Source organism: Pontibacter mucosus (assembly GCF_003054055.1).
GTDB classification, from domain to species: Bacteria; Bacteroidota; Bacteroidia; order Cytophagales; family Hymenobacteraceae; genus Pontibacter; species Pontibacter mucosus.
Genome location: NZ_QBKI01000006.1, coordinates 1 through 24,426, shown reverse-complemented (window position 1 = coordinate 24,426; position 24,426 = coordinate 1). Strand labels below are relative to the sequence as shown.

13 protein-coding genes are annotated in these 24,426 nt (G+C 51.1%); 11 read left to right on the top strand and 2 right to left on the bottom strand.

Annotated elements, in window-relative coordinates; all coding sequences use genetic code 11:
- Positions 1-75 precede the first annotated feature (75 nt).
- Complete coding sequence (locus C8N40_RS12415) at positions 76-2,229, bottom strand: glycoside hydrolase domain-containing protein (RefSeq protein ID WP_108212101.1); 2,154 nt, start codon at positions 2,227-2,229, stop codon at positions 76-78.
- A gap of 1,005 nt (positions 2,230-3,234) precedes the next feature.
- On the opposite strand from C8N40_RS12415, the gene C8N40_RS12410 reads away from it, so the two are divergent.
- The 7 genes from C8N40_RS12410 (at position 3,235) to C8N40_RS12385 (ending at position 19,964) form a co-directional block, all read left to right on the top strand.
- Positions 3,235-4,119 carry a helix-turn-helix domain-containing protein gene (locus tag C8N40_RS12410; RefSeq protein ID WP_108212100.1) on the top strand — a complete coding sequence of 295 codons (885 nt, stop codon included), beginning with the start codon at positions 3,235-3,237 and terminating at the stop codon, positions 4,117-4,119.
- A 51-nt stretch (positions 4,120-4,170) separates the two neighbouring features.
- Entirely contained in the window at positions 4,171-4,626 is a 456-nt protein-coding gene (locus C8N40_RS12405) for a hypothetical protein (protein WP_108212099.1), read from the top strand.
- Positions 4,627-6,620: 1,994 nt separating this feature from the next.
- A complete protein-coding gene (locus C8N40_RS12400; protein WP_170114091.1) occupies positions 6,621-16,133 on the top strand; it encodes an Ig-like domain-containing protein in 9,513 nt (3,170 codons plus the stop codon).
- Between the two features lie 5 nt (positions 16,134-16,138).
- Entirely contained in the window at positions 16,139-17,134 is a 996-nt protein-coding gene (locus C8N40_RS12395) for a PorP/SprF family type IX secretion system membrane protein (RefSeq protein ID WP_108212097.1), read from the top strand.
- An 11-nt stretch (positions 17,135-17,145) separates the two neighbouring features.
- Positions 17,146-18,369 (top strand): OmpA family protein, encoded by a 1,224-nt coding sequence (locus C8N40_RS12390; protein ID WP_108212096.1) that lies wholly within the window; start codon positions 17,146-17,148, stop codon positions 18,367-18,369.
- A gap of 380 nt (positions 18,370-18,749) precedes the next feature.
- Positions 18,750-18,908 carry a hypothetical protein gene (locus tag C8N40_RS22670; protein WP_170114090.1) on the top strand — a complete coding sequence of 53 codons (159 nt, stop codon included), beginning with the start codon at positions 18,750-18,752 and terminating at the stop codon, positions 18,906-18,908.
- A 102-nt stretch (positions 18,909-19,010) separates the two neighbouring features.
- The gene (locus C8N40_RS12385; protein ID WP_108212095.1) at positions 19,011-19,964 is read left to right on the top strand and encodes a sugar phosphate isomerase/epimerase family protein; all 954 of its coding nucleotides are present in this window, start codon (positions 19,011-19,013) and stop codon (positions 19,962-19,964) included.
- Between the two features lie 369 nt (positions 19,965-20,333).
- Here C8N40_RS12385 and C8N40_RS12380 read toward each other — a convergent pair whose 3' ends face one another.
- Complete coding sequence (locus tag C8N40_RS12380) at positions 20,334-20,708, bottom strand: hypothetical protein (protein ID WP_108212094.1); 375 nt, start codon at positions 20,706-20,708, stop codon at positions 20,334-20,336.
- Positions 20,709-20,814: 106 nt separating this feature from the next.
- On the opposite strand from C8N40_RS12380, the gene C8N40_RS12375 reads away from it, so the two are divergent.
- The 4 genes from C8N40_RS12375 (at position 20,815) to C8N40_RS12360 (ending at position 24,263) form a co-directional block, all read left to right on the top strand.
- Positions 20,815-22,272: a tyrosine-type recombinase/integrase gene (locus C8N40_RS12375; RefSeq protein WP_245905102.1), complete on the top strand. Its 1,458-nt coding sequence runs from the start codon at positions 20,815-20,817 to the stop codon at positions 22,270-22,272.
- Between the two features lie 156 nt (positions 22,273-22,428).
- Positions 22,429-23,103 carry a hypothetical protein gene (locus C8N40_RS12370; RefSeq protein WP_146173564.1) on the top strand — a complete coding sequence of 225 codons (675 nt, stop codon included), beginning with the start codon at positions 22,429-22,431 and terminating at the stop codon, positions 23,101-23,103.
- A gap of 67 nt (positions 23,104-23,170) precedes the next feature.
- The gene (locus tag C8N40_RS12365; RefSeq protein ID WP_108212092.1) at positions 23,171-23,620 is read left to right on the top strand and encodes a hypothetical protein; all 450 of its coding nucleotides are present in this window, start codon (positions 23,171-23,173) and stop codon (positions 23,618-23,620) included.
- Between the two features lie 79 nt (positions 23,621-23,699).
- On the top strand, positions 23,700-24,263 hold the full coding sequence (locus C8N40_RS12360) for a hypothetical protein (RefSeq protein ID WP_108212091.1): 564 nt from the start codon (positions 23,700-23,702) through the stop codon (positions 24,261-24,263).
- The last annotated feature ends 163 nt before the right edge of the window (positions 24,264-24,426 follow it).

The window sequence follows — 24,426 nt, the reverse complement described above, 5'->3', positions numbered from 1 at the left end:
AACGATACGAAATGAAAAGAGGTCCTGGCCGGTCTGGGGAGGCAGATGAACTCGTCCCTCCCCGAAAAGCTGTACTTACCGGGTGGCCGGTGGCTGTGGGGCGCCTGAGGATGCCGCCCCGGCTTCATCCATGCCGGATGCCCACCTGTTCTTAATGCCCCACTTCCTGTCTGGCTTATCGGATGCCCGGATGATTAGCCTGCCCCCGCTCATGATTTCCTCGTGTGTGAGCCAGTTCCGGTGTATTTTCTTTCCGTTCAGCGTGACTTCCGTAATGTATACATTGTCCTTGCGGAAGTTCTCCACCTCAATGGAGAGTGCCCTGCCGTTCGGCCAGCTTAGCTCAATTGTCTCGAAGAGCGGCACGTTTAGGTAGTATACCGGCCAGCCCACAGCGGCAGGGTGTATGCCCAGCGCTGTCAGAACAAACCAGGAGGACATGGCTCCTGCGTCGTCGTCCATGGTCCGGATGTAGGCCTCAGGCTGATTCTTGTAGATAATGCCGATAAAGGAGCCAATGCCCCGGCTGTTATCGTTGAAGTAGTGCTGCACCACGGTGTCCACGGCCAACTGGTGCAGCAGCGCCTGTGCCTTCCAGGGGGCAGCGGTGGCGTTATACAGCAAAGGAGCCTGTAAGTCCGGTTCATTGGCGCGGTTGTGGTAGTCCTGCCCGAAGAACTCGTCGAGTTGCTCCAGGAAGGCCTGCTCTCCGCCTGCCTCCTCAGTAAGCCCTATCATATCGAAGGGAACTGCCCAGCGGTACTGCCAGATGGTGCCCTGATACATGCCCCGCGCGCCCATTCTATTCACATCGTTGCGTGTCAGGTCCTTAAAATCCTTCCGCCAGTACTGTTTGTAGGCCATTGCCCTCTCCTTGTATTTTTTGCTTCGTTCTTCCTGGCCAAGCTCTGCCAGGATTTGCGACAGTGCCCAGACATCATAGGAGGACTCCAGGGCTTTGTCCAGACTGTTGTAATCGAGTCTTTCCACTTCCTGCACCAGGGAGTCCAGGATCTGCTCAAACGCAATGTTATAGCCTTTCCGGTGGGCATCAAGCAGCACCACGATGGCGTGCTCCGTGCGTACGGTGTTTGCGGGCTCGTGGTGGGCTGAGAAATCCTTTTTTCCGTAAGGGTAGAGGTTCGCGATGGAGAAAGCGATGTCCCTATATTTTTCCGGATAGGCGAAGGAGAGGAGTGGCAGCTGAGTCTTATAGTTGTCCCAAATAGCCCATCCATGATAGACAGGAGCGGGTGACGTCTGAAGCGAGCCATCAATGGCTCTGTAGGCACCGTCCTTTTCGGAGATCAGGTAGGGGGACTGCAGTGCCCTGTAGAGCAGCGAGTAAAACAGCTTCTCCCGTTCCGCATCACCTGTCACACGTATGCGGCCCAGCAGCCTATCCCATTCCCGTGTACTTTGCTGCCTAACCTCCTCCAGGGAGGCCTGAGTGAGAGCGGCCTTGGCATACTCCTCATCCACTGAGGAGAAGGCTACCGTCAGCTGCACTTCCCTTTGGCGGGGTTCCAGTGTGGCGATGAGCTGGTGCTCGCCGTGGGCAGCCCACGTGACGGGTTGCTGGGTTTTCAGGGCGAAGTATACGCGGTAGGTGCCGGCGCTGCAGGTGGTCTTTGAGTTTATCCAGCCACTGACCAGGTTTCCCTCCACCGTGTGCTCTGCTGCCACAAAGCGCCCGCCGAAGGCATGTCCCAGATCCACCAGAAGCCCTTTCTTACCCTTTGGGAAAAGGTACTGATGCACCCCGGTGTTCTGGTTGACGGCAAAGGCTGCCGTAATCTCATTCCGGAAACCAACCCGGTAAAAGCCGGGAGCGGCCTCTTCCTGGCTTTTAATGAGCCGTGAGGCCTGTGGATCCTCCCCGAGGAAGGGCTTTACCAACAGGTTGCCCCCGCTGCCCTGGCACCCGACCCCCTCGAAGCGGTTGTGGGTAAAGCCCAGGAACTCTTTGGCCAGATGCTCATATCCCGTGTGTGTGGAAGGGTAGGTCTGCGGGCCAATGCTCATCATTCCAAAGGGGTACGAGGCGGCAGGAGAGAGCTGCCCGTGATCCCCGGAGGTGCCCAGGAAGACATTCACCTTCTCTGTCAGCGTACTGTCCGTAGGTTGGTGGACGCTTGTACGTGGTGCCTGTGCCCTTACGGCGAAGGAGAAGAGGAGTAGGAGGTACAGGGAAGCAAGACTACCCTTGCGCTGTTGTGTTGTTGTCATGCGTGCTGGTTGTTTCTGGCAAACACCGTGGTGAGCTTAATAAAGGCCCGTGAGCAATGAAAGCCTTCTTTAACTAAATCAGTCAGGGCTAGAGGGGCAAACGTACAGATAAGATGTTAAGAAATTGTGACGAGAGCATCATTTTTAAATCAATGCTGGCAAGGGTAGTAATTGGGATAACAGGGAATATTGATGCGATTAGAAGGGGCATCCAGAACAACCTGCTGATCTGTAACCGCTTTTGTAGTATGAGCCTGCTCTGTTGAAAAATTAGGTTTCTCTGCCGCTAAGGCAGCCTACCAGCGGCTCGCAAAGTCAATCTTCTAACATGATGCGCATGCCATACGCATGTCATGTAGTTTTCCTGCCCAGGGTACTTTGCTTAAAGTTGAAGAAAGCATAACATCGTCTTTACACTCTTTCTGTTGCTGGTGGAGAGGTCGGTAGCTAAAACCTTTACCCGTGTTTGCATTCGTAAACAGGCCATCCTAAGGCGGATAAAGAACAGTAGATAAAAAAACTTGTAAAGTATAAAACCTTCATAATGAGGTGTTAAAAGTCCCACGATTGCAGACATTCGTCTAATGTTTTTCGCATTGATGGGAAGTACCTTTGTAGTGCGAAAATAATACAGAGTAAAATTATGTACAATTATTGGGGTTCAATTATCCAAATCAGCTGATGTGCCGGGTAGTCTGCACAGGGAGGAAAACAAGGTTGAGCAATGGCTGTAACCTGCCGGAGTGACCTGCGAGCGAAATCGGGAGCATGCAAGCGCCTGTCAAACTTCCTCCTGAACATTTAATGAGTAACACCTCTAATTAGCAAACAGGGTGCAATTGCAAATGCCCAGGAAAGACAAACAAATGGTTCCTGGCAGGGAGTCTCCCCGTAGAGGTTGCCCTTTCTCTTGACGGTTAGCCAAAGGATAGTGTTTTCAAATTAAACCTGGGGGGCGGCATCAGGCTGTCTTCGTCCTTTGTTGGTCTTAATTAATCCCAATGTATGACTTCTAGTACAGATTTCCCTGTTCATAAGGTTGACAGTTTTACCCAGACCCCTCTCACCGGGAATCAGTTTCACCTGAGTAGTTTTGATAACCATATCAAAGCACATACCTTTCTTGAGAAACCGCACAGGCACGATTTCTTTACCATTATCCTTTTCACGCAAGGCCTCGGTACCTATACCATTGACTTTAAGGATTTCCCCATCTCCCGGGGAACGGTATTCTTTCTGAGCCCGGGCCAGTTGCATAAGTGGCAGGTTGATGAGGAAGTAAAGGGGTACATCGTTTTCTTTAACCCGGACTTTTACCTGCTGGAGCACCCGAATTCAAAGCTGTACAGTTTTCCGTTCTTTAACGCGCTTTCCAACAACCCCCTGATCTCGCTTTCGGAGGAGAGTCTGGAGCAGTTCCTGGATGTTGTGCGACTGATGGAGCGTGAATACCAAATGCAGGCGTATAAGCAGGATGTGGTGATTGGAGACTTCCTGGATGTACTGCTGATCCTGCTGGCCAGGTCTTACAAGGGTAGAACGATGCCGGAGAAAACATCTCCCAGGCTGCTCTCGCAGATAAGGCAGTTGGAGAGCCTGGTGGAAAAGCACTTTATGGAGCACCGGCCGGTTACTTTCTATGCAGAGCAGATGCATGTAACTCCCAAGCACCTTAGCACGATCTGTAAAACTGCCACAGGAAGATCTACTGTAGAGATGGTGCAACAGCGGATTATACTTGAGGCAAAACGGTTGCTGGCCCACTCCAACTACACGGTCAGTGAAATCTCAGCCAAGCTAGGCTATTCCGATAACTCCTATTTCTCCAGGTTTTTTAAAAAGCATTCTAAAGAAACTCCTGAGCAGTTTAGGAAGGGTTGTTTCTTCTGACGGGCAAAGTGAGAATCGTACGCTTTTCTACCCCCTTAACAACACAGCATAATGCTTTACCTGAAAACAGAGCACATCATCATAGAGTATTTTGCCGCCGAAGAGCTGGTAAAGTCAAAGTGGCTGCAATACGTGCCTAGTGCGGAGTACAGGAACATACTCTATACTTTTCTGCTAATGCAAGAGAAGTATAAAATAAGCAAGTGGCTGGCCGATTGTTCTGATGCTAAAGTGGTACGCCCGGTGGATCAGAAATTTACGGTGGAGGAGTGGGGACCAAAGTTCTTAAGCTCTCTTCACCTGCAGTTCATGGCTATCATTAATCCGACAGATATGTTCGGGCGAATAAGCGTGAACTTCATCATGAGCCAGGTAAACCTGGTGGAACACCCGGTGGAGGTTTGTTTCTTTGACAAGCCGGAAGACGCCACGCTCTGGCTGGCTGTGCAAACACCTAAGAGCAGCTATGGCAAACCTGAAGGTTCACCAATTTCTGATGTGCAGTAAATGGGTGCTGCAGTAGTGTGACGCGTTTGAGGTGTGGAAGGGATATAAATAAGTCAGGTAGATAAATTTCTAGATTTTGTTAGCTTAGTTATGCGTATATAGGTGTGCGAAAGTCAAGGGCTAAGCATCAATTAGGTCTTATTTATGCCTTAGTAAATGTATTTGAAGCGAGAGTATAATGAGAAGGAAGAGGAGAGGCGTGTTAGCTGCTGTTGCCTGAAGGCCGAGCAAGGGTAACGCTACAAACTTAATATGGGCTTTCCCTTACGGTAATTTCCATGTAATAATCCATTTCTATCTTCACCTGGCTTTTAAAAAGTTTACTGCCAGTTGAACTTAAAACCAAGTGGCAGCAAATCAAGTCTTAAACTTTTCCGTACTCTCAGCAGGCACCGAATTAGAAACTCCAACCGGAATCGGACGATTCAGGTTGTACAAAGAGGGCAATTTCCGGGGGCAGAATGTATTAGTTGAGTTCTTCAGGGGAAAGACAATATGGTATCCCGAAGCAGCGCTAAAATTGCCGCAGAGGATGGCAGGCAGGTGCGCCAGGTAACCAATCGGGCAAGAAGTCAAACAAACGAGGCCTTCTTCTCCTGCTAAGGTATAGTTATCCATCAATACCTCCGGGTATGTTCTACAATCAAGTAAAAGGAGGGTGGCTGCACGCGTAAGTGACGCTGGCCGGGTTAAATTGCTGCACCCGTAGCAAGACAACCTGTACCCAGAGCGTGATGCACATGTGGCAACTGCTGCCTTCCATCCATCCTTCTCCCAATCTCAGAGCTCATAAGGCCACGGACAAAAGTCCCTCACCCTAATCCTTTTGGTGATTGTTTAGGTTTGCAGGTGCCTGAAATGTGTAGTTCCTGAAAGCGATAAAGCCCGGCGCATACCACGCATAAAGATTACAGTTTTTGTTTTGTGGCTCAGGCTTATGAAAGTGTGGTTTCCCCTTTTTCTGTAGTAGTAATGGCGTGCAGACTCCTTCACTAGACTTCCCCACAGATCCAGCCGCAATGCTATCCAGAGGTGCTTTCAAAAACTTACATATGTCAGGCCCGAAGGGCGGCAGAGAGAAGCTCGGCCATCATACCTGATTGTCTAACCCTGGGTTCTACATGGTCTGTTAACCCTCCGGTAGGCGCCTGATAGACTCCCTTTTTATAGATATGCAGGGAATGAAATTATTCTAGGAAGTCAATGCAGCTGGCATCATAAGGGAATCCAAGCACCAAGGGAGCAGCAAATCCGGTCTTAGCCTTAGGTCTTTCACTTGAGGGGAGGAATATGCAACAGTTGGAGGTGTATAGACTTCTGTTTCTCTTTGGTGATGCTGTAGTGTATTGAGAAGCAAATATTTGCAAATATTGCAAATTTCTAATATAATAAAACGGGCGCTTGCATGGGGGGGAGCTAATTGAATACTTTTGTCAGATAAAAGTAAATTTTGTATTGATAAAATTTTACAAGCACCCCGTTCTATGAAATCCAGCACTGCTACCCCTTCCTCGCAAAGAAGCGGTGAAGGCTATGATATTTTCAAAGCTTATTTGAAGATATTGCCGATACTGCTCATCTTTTGCGCCGGACTCTCACTGTCGCATGTTGCGCATGCCCAGACCCGGCTCACCCACGACTTCTCCACCCCTGCAGCCCTAAGTGGCCAAACACCATCATGGCCCTGGAATACGACTGCTACCATTAACATTGGGGGAGTAGAGTATGAGTTAACCGGTATGATAAATAGCAGTTGGGAGAACAAAGTTAATGGTGGTGCTAATAACAGCGCCAGTCTATACTTTAGTACAGCCAGTACAACTCAGGCAATAATTAAACGCAAAGACGGCCAACGATTCAAATTTTATGGACTCTGGCTGAGCTACGATTGTTTCAGTGATGCAACATATTATCCCCCGCCTCACCTAACCGTAACTTATACAGGGAGCAGTCTGCCGCAGGAAAAATTTAATGAGCGAAATCGCCAGGGATTGGTGCTTTCAAAAGATGTGGAGGTTAGCTCTGTTTCACTCTACTTTTCAGGTCTCCATACCTTAAACCTCGACAACCTGGTAGTTGGTCCTGCTGGAACTGCCTTATCCAGCAATGCTAATCTCTCCAACCTGACGCTCTCAGGTACTACGTTGTCACCGGCATTCAGCGCTAATACAGTCAACTACACGGCAAGTGTAGCCAATGCAGTAGCTTCGGTTACGGTTACCCCTACCAAAGCAGATGCCAGTGCGACTGTGAGTGTCAACGGAACAGTGTTGGCTGGCGGTGCGACCTCAAGAACAGTTAATTTAGCTGTTGGCTCCAACCCAATTTCAGTTGTCGTAACAGCGCAGAACGGGACCACCGTCAAAACCTATACTGTTAACGTAACACGGGCAGCACCCACCGTATCAACTCCCCCTGTGGCTGGGTATGTGAATGCGCTTCAGTTCGACGGTGTAAACGATTATGTAGAGATTCCGTCTCAACCTTCCAACCAGTTCGATTCTGAAACAGAGTTTACTGTTTCGCTTTGGTTCAAGGCAAACAGTATGAGCAGAGCTGGTCTTTTCAGCAGACCTTCAGGCGGTGGTGGCGATATGCAGTTCTGGCTGAGTGCAGAAAACGGCACATTTACTTACGGCATCGACAAACATGGCACTGGCTGGACCTGGCTCGGTACTGGAACAGCTTATAAATTGGGAGAGTGGGTACAGGTAACCACTGTAAGACGCAATGTCGGTGGCGAGCGCAGAATGGAAATTTATGCCAACGGCGTTTTAATTGGTTCAGATAGAGTAAACCACGCATCTTCAGCATCTAATGCATCCATACGCATTGGTACTGTCATTAATGCAGATGAGAGCTTTGCCAACGGGCAGATAGACAACGTGTCGCTTTGGAAGAAGGCGCTTACTGCAGCAGAAATCAAAACACTTGGAGCCACTACCTTGAACGGCAACGAAGCGGGGCTAGCAGCTTACTGGCGCTTTGATGAGACATCGGGCACTATCGCGTATGATGCAACAGCAAACGCAAACTATGGCACACTCAGAAATATGGATCTGGCAACTGCCAGAGTTAGATCAACGGCAGGTGATATCATCACTAAAAAGAATGTAGCCTACGCTGGAAAACTGACTGGTAGTGACCCCGAAGGTAAGCCTCTGACCTATGTTATGATGACCAGTCCATCTAAAGGCACACTCGGACTCAATCCCAGCACAGGTGCCTTTACATATACGCCAAGTACTGATGCTGTTGGCGCTGATAATTTCTCTTACAAGGTTAGCAACGGAACAACCGAATCAAATACAGCTACTATTAATGTAACTATAGTTGAGTTGGACGCCCCATCGGTTCCGGATTTGTTAAGTTCTAGCGATACTGGTATAAGCAACAGCGATAACATCACGAACGATAACACGCCAACTTTTTCCGGAACGGCGACGCCTGGTTACAACGTCACCCTGTATTCCGGTGGTAATGCGGTTGGAACTGCTCAGGCTGATGCCTCTGGTAACTGGACAATAACAACCAGTAGCCTGGCAGATGGGGTCCATCCCATGACAGCAAAAGCGGTAGATGGGACAGGAAGTCAAAGCCCTGCTTCAGCCGCCTTAACTGTACTGATTGATACAACGGCTCCTAGCACTACCATAACCGCTAGCCCTGCTGCTGCTACAAACTCCACCAGCGCTACCTTTGCCTTCACAAGCAACGAGACTGCCAGTACCTTCCAGGCAAGCGTGGACGGCAGTTCGTTTACCGCTGCTACTACACCGCTTACGTTGACAGAATTGCGCGAAGGTACGCACACCGTGCAGATACAGGCTATGGATGCAGCCGGAAATCTGGACCCTACACCTGCCTCCTATACCTGGACAGTAGATGCGACGGCTCCGGCCGTAACGGGTATCACCCGCCACAATCCAGCAACAGCAACCACCAACGCGAATACCGTTACTTTCTTGGTATCCTTCAACGAGGCAGTTACGGGTGTAAGTGCAGATGACTTCACCCTGAGTTCCGCAGGAATAACAACAGAGACCATAACAGGTGTAAGTGGTGCGGGAAATAGATACGAGATAACAGTCTCTAACATAAGTGGAAGCGGCACCCTGCGTCTGGATGTAAAGGCGAGTGGTACCGGCATCACAGATGCGGTCGGGAATGGGCTCAGCGGAGGCTATACCGCTGGTCAACAATATACAGTTGATACCACCAGTCCGGTTATCACCTCTGTTTCAGTACCTGCCAACGGAACATACGGAGCAGGTAAGCACCTGGACTTTACGGTTAATTTCAGCGAAAGCGTAACTATAGCTACCGAAAACGGTATCCCAGCTCTTAGCCTTACGATAGGCGCAGCTTCCCGGCAGGCGACTTACCTGAGCGGCTCAGGCACAACAGCGCTGACTTTCCGGTACACCGTGCAGCCAGGCGAGCAAGACACAGATGGCATCACACTGCCAGTTGGCATTGCCCTGAACGGCGGAACAATTACCGACGCTGTCGGTAACGCGGCTGTCTTATCTCTGAACGGGGTGCCATCAACAGCCGGAGTTTTGGTAGATGCCGTTGCACCGACCATTACGTCCATCAACCTTCCAAACGACGGTATTTATAACCTGGAGCGGGAGCGCTATTTGCTGTTTAGTGTAGCGTTCAGCGAAAAAATGCAGCGCATGCAGGGTTCTTACCTCGAGCTACGTGTGGGCACAGAAATCCGAAAGGCTACTTTAGACTGGGCTTATGAAAACACTGCTTATTATGCCTATGCTGTGCAGGAAGGCGAGCAGTGGGCTGGCCTGGAAGTGCTGGCCCTGAAATCGGACGCTACAATGCCGGCTGATATGCAAGGCAATACACTAAGCACTGGCTCAACATTCCCAATAGTACGCAGCAATGTGCGTGTAGACGGTATTCGTCCCTTTATTACGGGGCTAACGGTGCCAGCCAATAAGATTTACAAGCAGGGCGAGCACCTGAACTTCACTGTTCGCTTCAGTGAGAAAGTAGAGCTTCGCGAGGCAGGTCCAATATTTGGTCCGCTGAGCGCCAGGGCCGCATCTACGGAGGTGCCGGAAATGCCAGAACTACCGGAGGACGGAAAGCCCTTTATCCCGCTCATGATAGGAGATAAGGTAGTGCTGGCTCTTTTTAACGGAGGAAGCGGCACAGAGCGATTATCTTTCCGCTACACTGTGCAGGAGGGGGAGCTGGACATGGATGGCATTGAGGTAGCCCCGATGATTGTGACGATAGATAACCTCATCCCTGGTCCAAGACCTATGGAAAGTAGCTTGCCTGCTCCTGGCGGGTTTACCATTACCGACTTGGCTGGTAATCACCCTGATAATCTTGAGTTTGGGAGTGTTCCTTCCACCACTGGTGTATTGGTAGATGCTGTTGCCCCCTCGGTGGCAACAGTCACAGCTCCTGCTAATGGTACTTACACACAGGGGGATGCCCTCAACTTCATGGTGCAGTTTTCTGAGCCAATTGTAGTAACAGGCTCTCCACTGCTGCAAGTAGTTGTGGGAGATCAGGTGAAGCAGGCCGTATACCAGAGCGGTTCCGGCACAAGCACCCTTGCTTTCAGGTATACCGTGGGTGCAGGCGACCAGGATACAGACGGCATCAGCTTCCAGCACAACAGCATTTCGCTTAATGGAGGCACGATAGCGGATGTGGCTGGAAATGCGTCCAAGATCAGCTTTGGACCAGTAGATATGACAGATGTTTTGGTTGATGCCGTTGCTCCAACCTTGCAAACCGTGCGCATTGCCTCCAGCAATAGCAACAGCACGGTAGCAAAAGTAGGAGATGTGATCACGCTGCAGTTTGTGGCAAGTGAAGCCATCCAATTACCAATCGTTCAGATAGCTGGCAATGCGGTATCAGTAGTGGCTACTTCAGGCTTGGAATACCGCGCGACTTATTCGATGACGGCTGGCAGCAGTGAAGGCGTAGTGCCATTTACCATCAACTTCAGCGACCTGGCAGGCAACGCAGGCACGGCTGTCAGCGGCACTACCAACGGCAGCAGCGTTACCTTCGATAAAACAGCACCGACCGGAACGATTGCCATCAACGGTGGAGCTACTTATACTGCCTCCCCGGAAGTTATGCTCAGCATGACGGCGACAGACGCGCTAACCGGCGTGGAAGGCATGCGCTTCTCCAATGATAACACCACCTGGAGTATCTGGTTGCCTTTCGCGACAAGCCAAACCTGGACCCTGTCTACCGGCAATGGCAGCCGCAAAGTATACGCGCAGTTGCGCGACGGTGCCGGCAACATTGGTATGATGGAGGCGCAAATCGTATTGGATAATGTGCCGCTCACGCTCACCCTTTCCAGTGATGTACAGGCAGCCACTAACAAATCATTCGAAGTCTTCTTCGCGTTCAGCAAAGCCGTAACTGGTTTCACTACGGCAGACCTGACTTTAGTGAATGCTACGGCTTCCAACCTGACGACTTCGGACAGCAAGGTGTACAAGGCGACCATAACACCTGCCTCTGAGGGCGAAGTAAGAATAAGCGTGGCAGCCGGTGTGGCAGTTGATGCAGCGGGCAACCTCAACGCAGTCTCTAATACCCTCAGCACGCTCTATGACCGTACGCAACCTATAGTCACGCTGACCTCTATAGCCCCTGGCTTGGTTCGCGGGCCTTTTGAAGTAACCTTCACTTTCTCTGAGCAGGTAGCAGGCTTCAGCCTGTCTGACATCGCTGTGACCAAAGGCACTGCCTCAGCACTTACGCAGGTGGGGGATAAGGTGTATGCCGCTCTCATCACCCCTAACCAGGAAGGCGAAGTAGTGGTGTCAGTTGTACCTGATGCAGCGCAGGACGCAGCTGGCAACAGCAGTGTGGCCTCCCTGGGACTGAAACGTACGTTCGACAGCACCAAACCGACCCTTGTACTGTCTACCACAGCTTCGAATCCAACCAATGCTCCCTTTGAAGTAATCTTCACCTTCTCTGAAGAAGTGAGCGGCTTTGAGCCGGCAGATATTACCATAGCAAACGGTACGGCTTCTAACCTGACTAAAACAGACGGTAGGCGCTACAGCGCGCGTATCACGCCGGTAGCAAGCGGAGAGGTAACGGTGAGCGTGGCAGCAGAAAAAGCGCAGGACGCGGCGGGCAATTTTAATACTGCCTCCAACATCCTGAAGGTGCGCTATGATGCCGAGAAGCCCACGGTGGTGCTTGCCACCTCGGTGGACGGTGCGGTTAACGAGGCTTTCCCGATAAGTCTTACCTTCAGCAAAGAGATGACTTCCCTGGCTGCTGGTAGTATCGCGGTAACGAACGGAACGGTATCCAACCTGGTGAAAGCGGACGCCAAAACCTATACGGCTCTGGTAACGCCAGTGGCAGAAGGCAGGGTAGAGGTGAGTCTGCCGTCCGATGCAGTACAGGATGCAGCAGGTAACGGCAACCAGGCTTCCAACAGCCTTGCATTGGTGTATGATATCACCCCACCAGTCGCCACACTGGCAACTACCGCCCCGAACCCCACTAACAAAGGTTTTGAGGTAAGCATTTCCTTTTCTGAGAAGGTGTCTGGTTTAAGTTTACAAAGTATAGCCGTGACGAACAGCACCCTTTCAGCACTTACTTCGACGGATAACCAACACTTCACCGTGCAGGTAAGTCCGTCTGCAGATGGGGTAGTGAGACTCAGTATACCTGCGAGTTTGGCACAAGATGGGGCGGGCAATGGTAACCTGGCCACTACAGAGTTAGTCCGGCGCTACGACGCCACGAGACCACATGCAACAGTGGCCAGCACGGCCTCCAGCCCGGTAAATGCAGCCTTTACAGCACAGTTTACTTTTACGGAGGAAGTTGCAGGCTTTGACTTGGCTGACATCACTGTATCAAACGGAGTAGCTTCTGATTTTGAGAAAGTGAGTGCTACAGCTTACACTGCTCTTATTACCCCTGCCTCGAACGGCGAAGTAACTGTTGCCGTGGCAGCGGGCAAAGCCACAGATGAGGCGGGCAATGATAACCTGGCTTCCAACGTACTCAAAGTATCTTTCGACACAGCTAAGCCCACCTTATTACTGGCTACTGCAGCACCGGCTGCGGTAAATGCGCCATTTAACGTGAGCTTCACTTTCAGTAAGGCCGTGACAGGTTTCCATATCTCTGACATTACAGTTACAAATGGATCGGCGACTGAATTTGCAGTAGTAGATTCCAGAACCTATACCTTACGGGTGATACCTGCAGCGGATGGGGTGGTGACAGTCAGTGTGCCTGCCGACGCAGCGAGGGATGCAGCCTCGAACGGCAATTTACCTTCCAACACAATTTCCCTGATGTATGACGCAGCACGGCCTGCCGCAGTGCTGGCAACCACGGCCCCGGACCCGACAAACAGGGCCTTCCAGGTAAGCCTCACGTTCACTGAACCTGTGTCAGGCTTCTCCCTGCAAAGTATGGCAGTAGCAAACGCCACACTCTCGGGTGTAACGACAACGGATAACCAGCACTTTACCTTTGAGGTGACCCCGCTGTCAGACGGGCTAGTGTCACTCTCGGTGCCGGAAGGTGTGGTAACGGACGCGGCGGGCAATCGCAATACGGCTTCTGAAACGTTAACCAGAACCTTCAATGCCACCAGACCAACCCTTGCCCTGACAACCAACGCGACTGGCCCGACTAACGCTGCGTTCGAGGTGACTTTCACCTTCAGCAAAGAAGTAACCGGCTTTGAGCTCGGAGACATAGATGTAAACAACGGGGCAGCTGCTGCCTTTACGCAAGTATCAGCGCAAGTATACACGGCCTGTATTACACCGGATGTTGGGGGAGAAGTGATTCTTAATGTAAAAGAAAATGTGGCCCATGATCGGGCCGGCAACGGAAACACAGAGGCCACAGCCTTAAAAGTGAGCATTGACAAGACACAGCCAACGGTGGTGCTGGCATCCGGTGCGCGAGAGAAGTTAAATGCAGCCTTTGAAGTATCGGCTGTGTTCAGCGAAACGGTAACAGGATTTGCCGCTACTGATGTGACGGTTGTCAATGGCACGGTGACAGGTTTCTCGGCAGAAGGTGACAAAGCGTATACTTTGCAGATTACGCCGCAGGCAGACGGAGAGGTGCGCGTAGCACTTGCCGCCGGCGTAGCACATGATGCAGCCGGTAACCCGAGCCTTGCCTCAGAACAGCTTATCCGCTTCTATGACAGCTCAAGGCCAGCAGTGGAAGTGGCAACAGCGGTGAACAGCCCTGTTAATGACGCCTTTGCCGTGCGCTTCATCTTCTCTGAGGCAGTGGAGAGCTTTGAGCTAACCAACATCACAGTAGAAAATGGAAGTGTTTCTAATCTGACCAAGGAAAGCGCTACCCTATACACCGCCCTAGTTACGCCAGGCGCAAATGGTGTAGTAGCAGTCGCCGTAGATGAGAACCAGACGCAGGATGCTTTCGGTAATGGTAACCTGCCGTCTAACCGACTGCAGGTAAGCTACGATGTGAGCCAACCAACGTTGGTGCTGTCGACTACCGCGGTGGATGTAGTGAAGGCCCCATTTGAAGTTACCTTCACCTTCAGCAAGGAAGTGACAGGTTTTGCGCTGGAGGATATTACGGTGACGAATGGTTCTGCCTCAGCGCTGAAAGTGGTAAGCCAGAAAATCTATACAGCCCTGGTGACGCCGCTTGCCGACGGAGAAGTAAGTATAGCCGTGGCTGCTGATGTGGCCCGCGATGCTGCCGGCAATGGCAACCAGGCAACTAGCGCCCTGACCAGAGTTTACGATGCCACCAAGCCGACGCTGGTCCTGAGCACAGGAGCCACCACCCCGACAAACACAGCCTTTGAGGTCGTATTTACCTTTAGCGAGCCGGTTTCAGGGTTTGCCTTGGAGAACATCTCAGTAGAGGGTGGATTAGCGTCTGGACTAGTACCTTCCGTAGCCGGCATAGTATACACAGCCACTATTACACCATCGGCTGAAGGGGAGGTAGCCGTGAGCGTTGCTGCGGATGTGGTACATGATAAAGCCGGTAACGGCAACCTAGCCTCCAATGTGCTGCGCATGCAGCATGACAAAACCCGCCCTACAGTTATACTTGCCACCACTGCCCCGAGCCTGACCAATGCTGATATACCATTGACGATTGAGTTCAGTGAGCCGGTTACAGGCTTTGATTTAGCCGCTATCGAGGTAAGCAACGGAGCAGCCACTGACCTTAAGAAGATGAGTGAGACAAAGTATAGCGCCCTGGTAGTGCCTGCCCGCGACGGCGAGGTAAGTATAGCTGTCGCCGAAAATAAAGTAACAGATGCGGCCACGAATGGCAACACAGCCTCCAACCAGTTGAACCTGACTTATGATGGTACGGCACCTGCCGGCTATGCTATAAATTGGGGCGTTACGCGCGTAGACGTGTCGAACCTAGACGCTATCACGCTATCTGTTACCGGAGCTGAGCCAGGTACTACCTATACTTACCGCGTCACGAGCGGTCAGGAAAGTATAGCGGTATCAGGTACAGGGGAGGTGTCAGAGGAGAGTTTCCGCATCACCAACCTTGACCTGGACAAGCTCAAAGACGGGCAGCTGACTGTGAAACTTTACCTGACGGACAAGGCTGGAAATAAGGGAGAAGAGGTGACAGCGCAGGTCCTGAAAGTTACCCGTAACATCGCTTCCGTAACAGCGCCGGAGATCATCCAGGTGCCCATCCGTACTACCTTCGAGCAGGTACCCCTGCCGCCCACAGTTGGGGTAACTTACTCTACCGGTGAGACAGCGCAAGTGAAGGTACAGTGGGAAGCCGGCGCCTATGATGGCACCAAGGCCGGACAGTATGTGCTAACCGGCACACTGGAGCCTGCTGAGATGACTACTAACCTGGGCAACCTGACAGCTAGCATTCTAGTGGAGGTGCTGCCTAACAAAGCGCCAACCGCGCTTGCTTTCAGTGCTACCACCTTTAAGCCAGAAGCTACGGCAGATGAGGTGATTGGCACGCTCTCCACCACGGATCCGGATGACAGCGAGTTTGTCTATACTTTGGCAAGCGGTGAGGGCGACACGCATAACGCACTGTTCGAGATTCGCGGCGACCAGGTATACCTGAAGTCGAACAAGGGCCTGTCGGGAATGACAACCTTTACCATCCGCGTGCGCAGCACCGACCCATACCTGAACACGATCGAGCGCAGCTTCACGCTCGCCAAGCAGGCCTACGATCGCACCGTGGACCAGCTCAAGATCGTCAACGCCTTCTCCCCGAATGGCGACGGCATCAACGACAACTGGACTATCCCGGAGCTGAGATTCTACAACGAAGTCTACATCCAGGTGTTTGACCGCTCCGGCGTGCGTGTGTTCGAGACCCGTGACCCGGAAACAGGCTGGAACGGGCACAGCACCGGCGGCCAAGTACTCAAAGGTCCATTCCTCTACATCATTGAGGTGAAGGATATCAACTGGGTGAAAAGAGGTGTGGTGACAATCCTAAGCAAGTAATTGACATGAAGAAAATAGTTATAACCATTGCATTTGCACTTTCTGTTCTGGGCCTACAGGCTCAGAACAGAAAGCATGTAGCCAACTTCCCGCTGTTTCAGCAGTACTTCAACCCCTCGCTCACGGGCTACGAGGGCTCCATGGTCAAGACCTATTACCGAAACCAGTGGACGGGCTATGAAGACGCTCCAAAAACCATCTTCGCCTCCGCTGAGCTGGATCTGGCCGACGTACGGGCCTGGCAGAGCGGCAGCCGCCTGCGGACAGCAAATGCAGACCACTACAGCCGTCAGGCAGGGGCGGCGCACGCCTTTGGCCTGGCCGTGCTGCGCGATGAATTTGGTCCTTTCTCCGAGACCCAGCTGCACCTGAGCTACGGCATGCGGGTGCGCCTGTCGGAGGAACTGGCCTTGCGGTGGGGGGGAGCTGCTACCTATCGTGCCAACAGGCTGGACGGCAACCGCCTGGTAGTGGACAATGAGAGCGACCCCATCTTCCAGGATTACCTGGGCAGCACGGGCCGCACAGGCAAGGCAGACGTCAACCTGGGCCTGACGCTCTCCACTGACGACTTCTACCTGGGCTACGCCATGCAGGACGTGCTGGGGGGCAAATTGCTTCAGCGCGGAGACAGTTACCTGGAGGGGACCTATGCGCGCCACCACGTGGTGCAGGCGGGCTACCGCACGGCCCTCTCCGAGCAGGTGGGGCTTGTAGCCAACTCCGTGTTCCGTTACGATGACTTCCTGAAGGAGACGGTGGAGGGGCAGCTGAAGGGCGTGTTTGCCAATACTTTTTGGGCCAGTGCCGGATACCGCAAGGACCTTGCCTATACCTTCGGGGCGGGGGCCAGGCTCAGCCAGTTTCAGGTAAGCTATATCTATGAGGCGCCGGTGCAGGATGCCGGCTACATGGGTCGGGCTACCAACGAGGTGAGCCTCACTTATAACCTGATCCCAGTGAAATACCCGAAGTATAGCAGAAAAATAACCCTCTGGTAAGTTACAGCAACATGAAGAAAGTTATTTATACCATCGGATTACTGGTTGGCGTTCTGACAACGGGCTATGCCCAAACAGTGCTCCTACAGACAAATGATGAAATGGCCGGCGTGGCCTTGGTAGGAGAGGACTTGTTGGTTATCTCCAGGAAGGAAGCCGGCGGGCAGTACCTTTATACTGCTCGTCGCGATAAACCCGGGCAAGCGGCGCGGGCCACCACCCTAAATGCTGGTCAAATCAACGCCGTGGTGGGTGGCAACCATGCGAAGGGCGAGGTATACGTTTACCACAAGTTGGGCAGAAAGGCTGAAAAGATTAGTATTTACAAATGGAGCGACGGGGAGTTTGTAAAAGGAGATGAGCTGCCAGTGCCCCGCCTGCGAAACCATTCCTACAACCTGGGCCTGTTTCTGACGGAGGACCAGCGTCGCCTGTTCATATCAGCTGAACTTTCCGGGGCGCAGGGGTATGATGATTTGTACCTGAGCGAGTGGACCGGTGTGGCCTGGTCCAAACCACGGAACCTTGGTGAGAAGGTAAACACCGGAGGGGCAGAGTTCGCTCCCTTTGTGAGCGGCGACTCCCTCTACTTTTCCCGTCAAGAGGGAGAAACAGCCTATATCTACGGCGCCCCGCTGCAGGATGGGCTGCCAGGAGCGGCCGTGCGGCTGAAGGGCGTGTATAATTCGACGCAAGCCTACAATGCTTACTTCACGAAAGACAGCAGGCACACGGTGTGGGTTTCAGCGACAAGAGCCGGGCAGTCTCGTTACATAGCTTATGTGCTTGGAGGGCCTGAGACTGAACCTGTTCCTGCTTCACTAGCCGTGGAGCCTGTAATAGAAGTGGCGCCGGAGGCCGGCAAGGTGGAAGCGCCTGAAGAAATACCCACAAATATTAATACGGTTGTTGCTGCGCCGGTACGGGCAATCGCGCCTTCGCTTGTGCTCTACAACGAGTTCAACCGGGTGCACCTGAGCCTGGAGGAACTTGCCGGGCTCTCACGCTTCCTGCGTCAGCAGCCGGCCGGAGCCTCTTTGGTCGTGAAAGGCTATTCCGATGGCCATGGAGAGCCGGTCGTGAAGTATCGCGTGAGTAAGCAGCGTGCACAAAGCGTCAAAGCCTATATCCAGCGTTACTTCGCCGTAAAGGATTTTAAAGTTGAGGTGGAACATGAGGTGCTGCCTGACAAAGGAAAGGCTTATCGTAAAACTGAGGTTTACCTGCTGCAGTAACAACGTTTGATTCACAAGCGCGAGTATATGTTAAGGGCCACTCTTTAAATGAGTGGCCTCTTTGTTGTAGGAATAATTAGCGGCTGCTTACGAAATTATACGACAGGAAGGGTATACGTACAGGTAAATTTCAATAGCGAAGGGTCTTAAAGGTTGCTGTTGCTTCCCTGTCTTGATGAAAGATAGATTTGATTCCTTGCAGACAAGAGGCTGAAATACAGACTTTGTTGTTCTTCCTTACAAGAGATATGCGTTTCTAAATTAGTGTCCTACTATTGTCCGAAGTGTAAAAAAGAGCCTTCGGTGATAGCTGAATTTCTTTCGTGAAGCCCGCAGGGGAGTAAGCATCCGGCCCGAACAAGGAAGCGATAACTAGGAGCATGAAAGGCTACGAGACACTCACGCAACCGCCGCAGGCCTTGCTGTGCGATTACTTCCTGGTGCATGAAGTAAACCACGGCATCCACAAGTTTAAAAACGCTGACGAAGACGCCACGGCAGAAGACCTGTACGAGACGTTCTGCGGAGATCAAGTATAAAACAGGCGGTCAGGGCGATTGATTCTTTGCTTGCTTTTCCGGGTGCATTGATCTATTTTACAGTAGGTTTTCTGCCGTATTCCTCACCTTAATTAATAGCCTATGTCAACAGATCGCCGCAGGTTTCTGCAACAACTGGGCAGTGCCGCCGCCGGCCTGGCCGGAGTTTCCCTTTTAGGTGCTGATGTCTTTGCCGCACAGCCGGCCAAAAAGCTTTTCTTTAAGATTTCGCTCGCGCAGTGGTCGCTGCACAAGTCGCTGTTCAAAAAAGAGTTCGACACGCTGGACTTCCCGCGACTGGCCCGGGAAGTATACCAGATAGACGCGGTGGAGTACGTCAACCAGTTCTTCAAAGACAAGGCCACCGACCAGCAGTACCTGCGCCAGCTGCTGCGCCGCAGCCAGGACCACGGCGTGGTGAACCACATGATCATGATTGACGAGGAAAGCGACCTGGGCGATGCGGATCAGAGCAAGCGCCTGAAAGCCGTGGAGGTGCACAGCCGCTGGGCCGATGCCGCCAGGTTCCTGGGCTGCAGCATGATTAGGGTAAACGCCTTTGGCGCCGGCAGCAGGCAGGAGGTAAAAAACGCGGTAGTGGACGGGCTGGGGCGGCTGGGCGAGTACTGCCACCAGATTGGCCTGCAGCTGGTCACCGAAAACCACGGCGGCCTGTCGTCGGATGCCGAGTGGCTGGCCGACGTGCTGCGGCAGATAGACAAGCCCTACATCGGCTCCTTGCCGGACTTTACCAACTGGTGCCTCCGCCGCGAGGGACCCGGTTTCTGGGGCGGCAAATGCCTGGAAGAGTACGACCCCTACAAAGGCGTGGCCACCCTGATGCCCTTTGCCGCCGGCGTAAGCGCCAAAGCATTTGACTTTGACGCGAAAGGCAATTGCCTGGACATCGATTACACCAGAATGCTCCGGATTGTGAAAGACGCCGGCTACACCGGCTACATCGGCATCGAGTACGAGGGGGAGAGCCTTCCTGAAAAAGAGGGCATCCTGAAAACCAAAGCCCTGCTGCAGCGTGTAGGGGCAAGCCTAGGCTAAGTAGAGGCAAGCGCCGTAGTAGCACCTTTTAGGGGCAAGCAGCTCAGGATTCATTTTGTAGTTCTCTTGTAAGCAAGAAGCCTGATCATCAAGGATAATCAGGCTTTTTGTGTCATGTTGTTTTGTGTTATTTTAAGTATCTACTTACCGATGCAGAAAGTAATTTATATTTGTAAAATACTGATAATGAGGTATTTATTTTTAGGTTTAGCTTCCTTGGGTACACATAAGGAACATGGTTAAAATTGTCTTCGCTTGCTGACTCTCTGCCTAAAATCAAAGATAAATATTTTCAATTAATTCGTTACTCTCTTCCTGTTCCTTTGGAATGAATGCTCAACTGGTAGAAATACTAAGATGTCTTAACAATCACTTTTCCATATAAGGCTGCCAGTTGACGATGAGAACCTTCTCGTCGGGCAACAGCATATAGCCGTAGTCATAACACAGGTGGTAGGTGTTGCCTTTTTGGGTCCGGTAGATTTGGGTGAGGTAGCGGAAGTCGAAGCCTGCCAGCTCCAGGTACTGGCGGGGCAGGGTGGTCTTGCCCTGCGGGCTGAGCTGCTTTAAGATGCTGCGGTTCCTGCGCAAGGCGGCATTGACCTGTTGGATGCGTTTCTCCCCCTGGTTTTGTTGCTTCAGGGTGTTATTGGAGAGGTGGCGGCAGGGGTCGGAGCAGTAGCGCTTGTCGCTCCTGCCCACGATGGGGGTGCCGCACTGGAGGCATGTTCTGGATGGGCTCATAACTTAGCTGCGTTTCTACCCGCGTATATGCGTGTATACTCGCGTAGTAACACGGCTACGGCAAAAGAAGGTTTTACCTTTGTGGGTAGTAACTCTCTCATTTGCCATGGCTTACCTGCATCAACTGCCTGTTCTGTTCCTAAACCCGCTGGATCATGAGGGAAAGAGGTTCATCCGCATCTGGTTCAAGCCTAACCCCTTTATCTCCAAACGCCTGAAGGAAGCCGGTTGGACACGCTACAGCAAGACCTACAAGTGCTTTGTGATGCACCACACCAGCCAGGCCATTGAGATGACGCACCAGCACTTCCAGGGCCTGGCCAAGGTGGACACCAGGTACCTGTACCGTCCCAGGCGCCTGCGCCCCGTGCAGGGAGCTGTGATCCTGCAGCAAGAAAGTGCTGCTTTGATGGAACCACTGGAGAAGGTGCCGGTGCGGCCTGTCATGCGCCTGCAGCCCTTAGAGCATCAGGGCAAGCAGTATGTACAGCTCAGCTTTCAGTACAGCAAAGAGATCTATACCTGCCTGCAGCATAGCAAGGTTGCCAGGTGGCTGCCGGACATGCAGTGCTTTGTCATCAGCACCGAGAGCGATAGCCTCCACAAGCTTCTAACGGAGCTGGAGGCGGTAGCACAGGTGTGGCTGGCGCAGACAATGCACATCAAGGACATGGCCCTGCAGGCCAGGCTTTGGGAACAAAACTACCTTAAGGGTGATGGTTATATTGCCTGTCCGCTCGGCTATCTGGAGAAGCTGTTTCTCTTAAACTATAGTCCCAGCACCATCCGCACCTATCACAGCCTGCTCTTGCGCTTCCTGAACGCGCACAAGGACAAAGGGCTGGGAGGCATCAACGCTTTCTCCGAGGAAGCCATCAACCACTACCACCGCCAGATGGTGCAGGCAGGCACCTACTCTGTCTCGTTTGTCAACCAATCGATTAATGCCGTCAAATTCTACTACCAACGCATCCTGCTGCGGCATGAGGTGCAGTTAAATCAGGTAGAGCGGCCCGAGAAGCCTGAGCGATTGCCCCAGGTCTTGAGCAAGCAGGATGTGGCCAGGATATTGTCTGTCACCGAGAATTTAAAACACCGTTGCATGCTGCAGCTGCTCTATGCTGGTGGATTGAGGATTGGCGAAGTGATTAACCTGAAACTAACGGATGTGCAGTCGGATAGGAACCTGCTGCTCATACGGGGTGGCAAGGGCAAGAAAGACCGCACCACGCTGCTCTCCCAGAAGCTACTGGAGAACTTGCGCGCTTATTATAAACAGTACAGGCCGAAGGTGTGGCTCTTCGAGGGACAGGCAGGCGGGCAGTACACGGTGGAAAGTATCCGCAACGTGTTCCGGGCCAGTAAGGAGAAGGCTGGCGTGAAAGCGCCCGCTACGCCCCACACGCTGCGCCACTCCTTTGCCACCCACCTGCTGGAGCAGGGAACTGATTTAAGGTATATCCAGGTGCTGCTGGGGCATCGGAGCAGCAAGACCACCGAAATTTACACCCACATCACCACCCATGCCTTGGATAGAATCGTCAGCCCGTTGGATAATCTTTAGCAAACCACTATATTAGCTTTAACAAATACGCCCATGCACGCTTCATTCACTTCTACCCGAACTAGCCAGCAACTGAGTGCCAAAGCACGCTGCAGCAGTTACGTACATAGTGCAGATAAGCGTAGGTTTACGTTTATCTGGTAGTTGGCAATGATTATGAATGACAGAAAACTAAAATTTATAACTGGACTTCTTTCTGCCTCACTGTTAATCAGCTTGCTTCTGAAGTTGGTTAAGGTGCCAAGCGGAATGATTCTGTCTGGTTTATTTTTAGGAAGTATGTTTTTAGTTACCATTGTTTTAGGGTGTTTGGTTGTTGCTGCTGTTCTAAAATTAGCAATAAAGAGATACTCCTTTTTTACCTTGTTTTCAGTTGCTACAGCAGTCTCTTTTTTAATATTCCACTACTATTTATACTCTCCGACATTGAAGATTACTGTTCCTAAAGGCTTTAATGGAGAAGTAACACTTGTTTTGTCTGAAGTAGATGACAACATTTTAACCGTTGACAGCAACGGGATAGGCTATATAAACCAATGGACTTTTAATAAAACCTACACACAGCCTATTGTTGTTGATGCTGAAGGCAGTAACATCAACGGACGGCTTGCCAGTTTTAATCCCTCAACCTTTTGGGCTAAGGGCAAGACATGTTGTCTTCAGGGAAAGGAAATTAACACTTTAAGTTTCGAAGTTGCGCCGATAGAAAAGGTAGGCGAAAAGCAATACTACTCAAGAGATTTAACAGCATTGGTTGATACAGCCTTGGTTCTTGCTGTAGAGCCCAATAAATATACAAGAGTACAAACAACTGAGGTAACGAAAGAATAACCTTTGCCAACAAAAGCTATAGTGCATAAACGCACCATAGCCAAGCCGTTAGCATTAAGTTGAAAATATGAAAAGATTGACCCTCTTATTATTTCTAATGATTGTAGCGACTAATTCTTATGCATGTAGATGTGACATGTATGCTTCGCTTGAAACATTTATGAAAGAAAGATTTGAGGTATCCGATTTCGTGATTTCTGCAAAAGTTGAATTTGTAAAAGACAGCTTAACAAAAGGTGACTATGTAATGTCATCTGACCCAACGTACTGGCGGCAAGGTGGGTATAATGCTGTCTTGAAAGTGAACAAAGTATATAAGGGAGAAATCAAAACCGACATAATAGAGATAACTCCGAGATGGTCTAATTGCAGTCAGTACTTTAAAACAGGTGACACTTACATCATCTTTGGATATGTAAATAACAAAGGTGAGTTTGCAACAGACGTATGTTCTGGAAATTTCAGTACAACGAATGAAGACTGGCTGAAAATCTTTAGGAAAATTAGAAAGGAATAAAACATTATGCTAACCACACCCATAAGCCAGCTCCGCCGCCTTATGGCCAAGTACGTTGGGCTTAATAACAAAGTAAATAATGGGAGTAATTCAACTAATATTGCTTTTGCTGATTCTAATTCAGATACCAGCTTACTCTCAAGTTGATTACGATAAGATTAAGCGAAAAAAGTTAGAACCAATCACCATCGACACTGTCAATGAAGACGTGCTGATTGTAGAGAAACGCTATGCCACTCTATACTTCAAGAAAGCCGATGTCAGAAAGTATACTTTACCCCATAATAAACTAGGTGTTCGCATTGACCAACATCATAATAACCTTTTGGAAGCGGTAAATGCATCTGGTGACACAAGGCTAGTGGACTGGTGGAATGGCTACACAGACGATGAAAGGCAAAGCATCCATGGTAACCCCAATTTTGTGAACGAGCATAAGAAAGCCTTATCAGAGTTCTACTACGTTGGAGCCGACTTGATACATGACGGGAAATTCATGGTCGTAGACAAATCCTCTGGTGAAGAAGTCAGGAAAAGGCTTAAAATGAAAAGAGTTATAGGGCTATATGGGAGCCGCTATTTAGAGTTCCTCTTGCCAAACGGTCAGCAATTTTGGCACATTGTAACCCGCCTTGGAGAATAGAATTACTTAGCCCAACACGGTTTATACCCTATGCTTCGGCTGATGGCCTTGCACATGGTATACACGAGCACGTCAGACTGTCTAATAATCTCCTGCATTTCGCAACTTTCAGCTGGCTAAGTGGCTAAAGCATAAGATACTACTCTGCCTTAGCTATGAAATT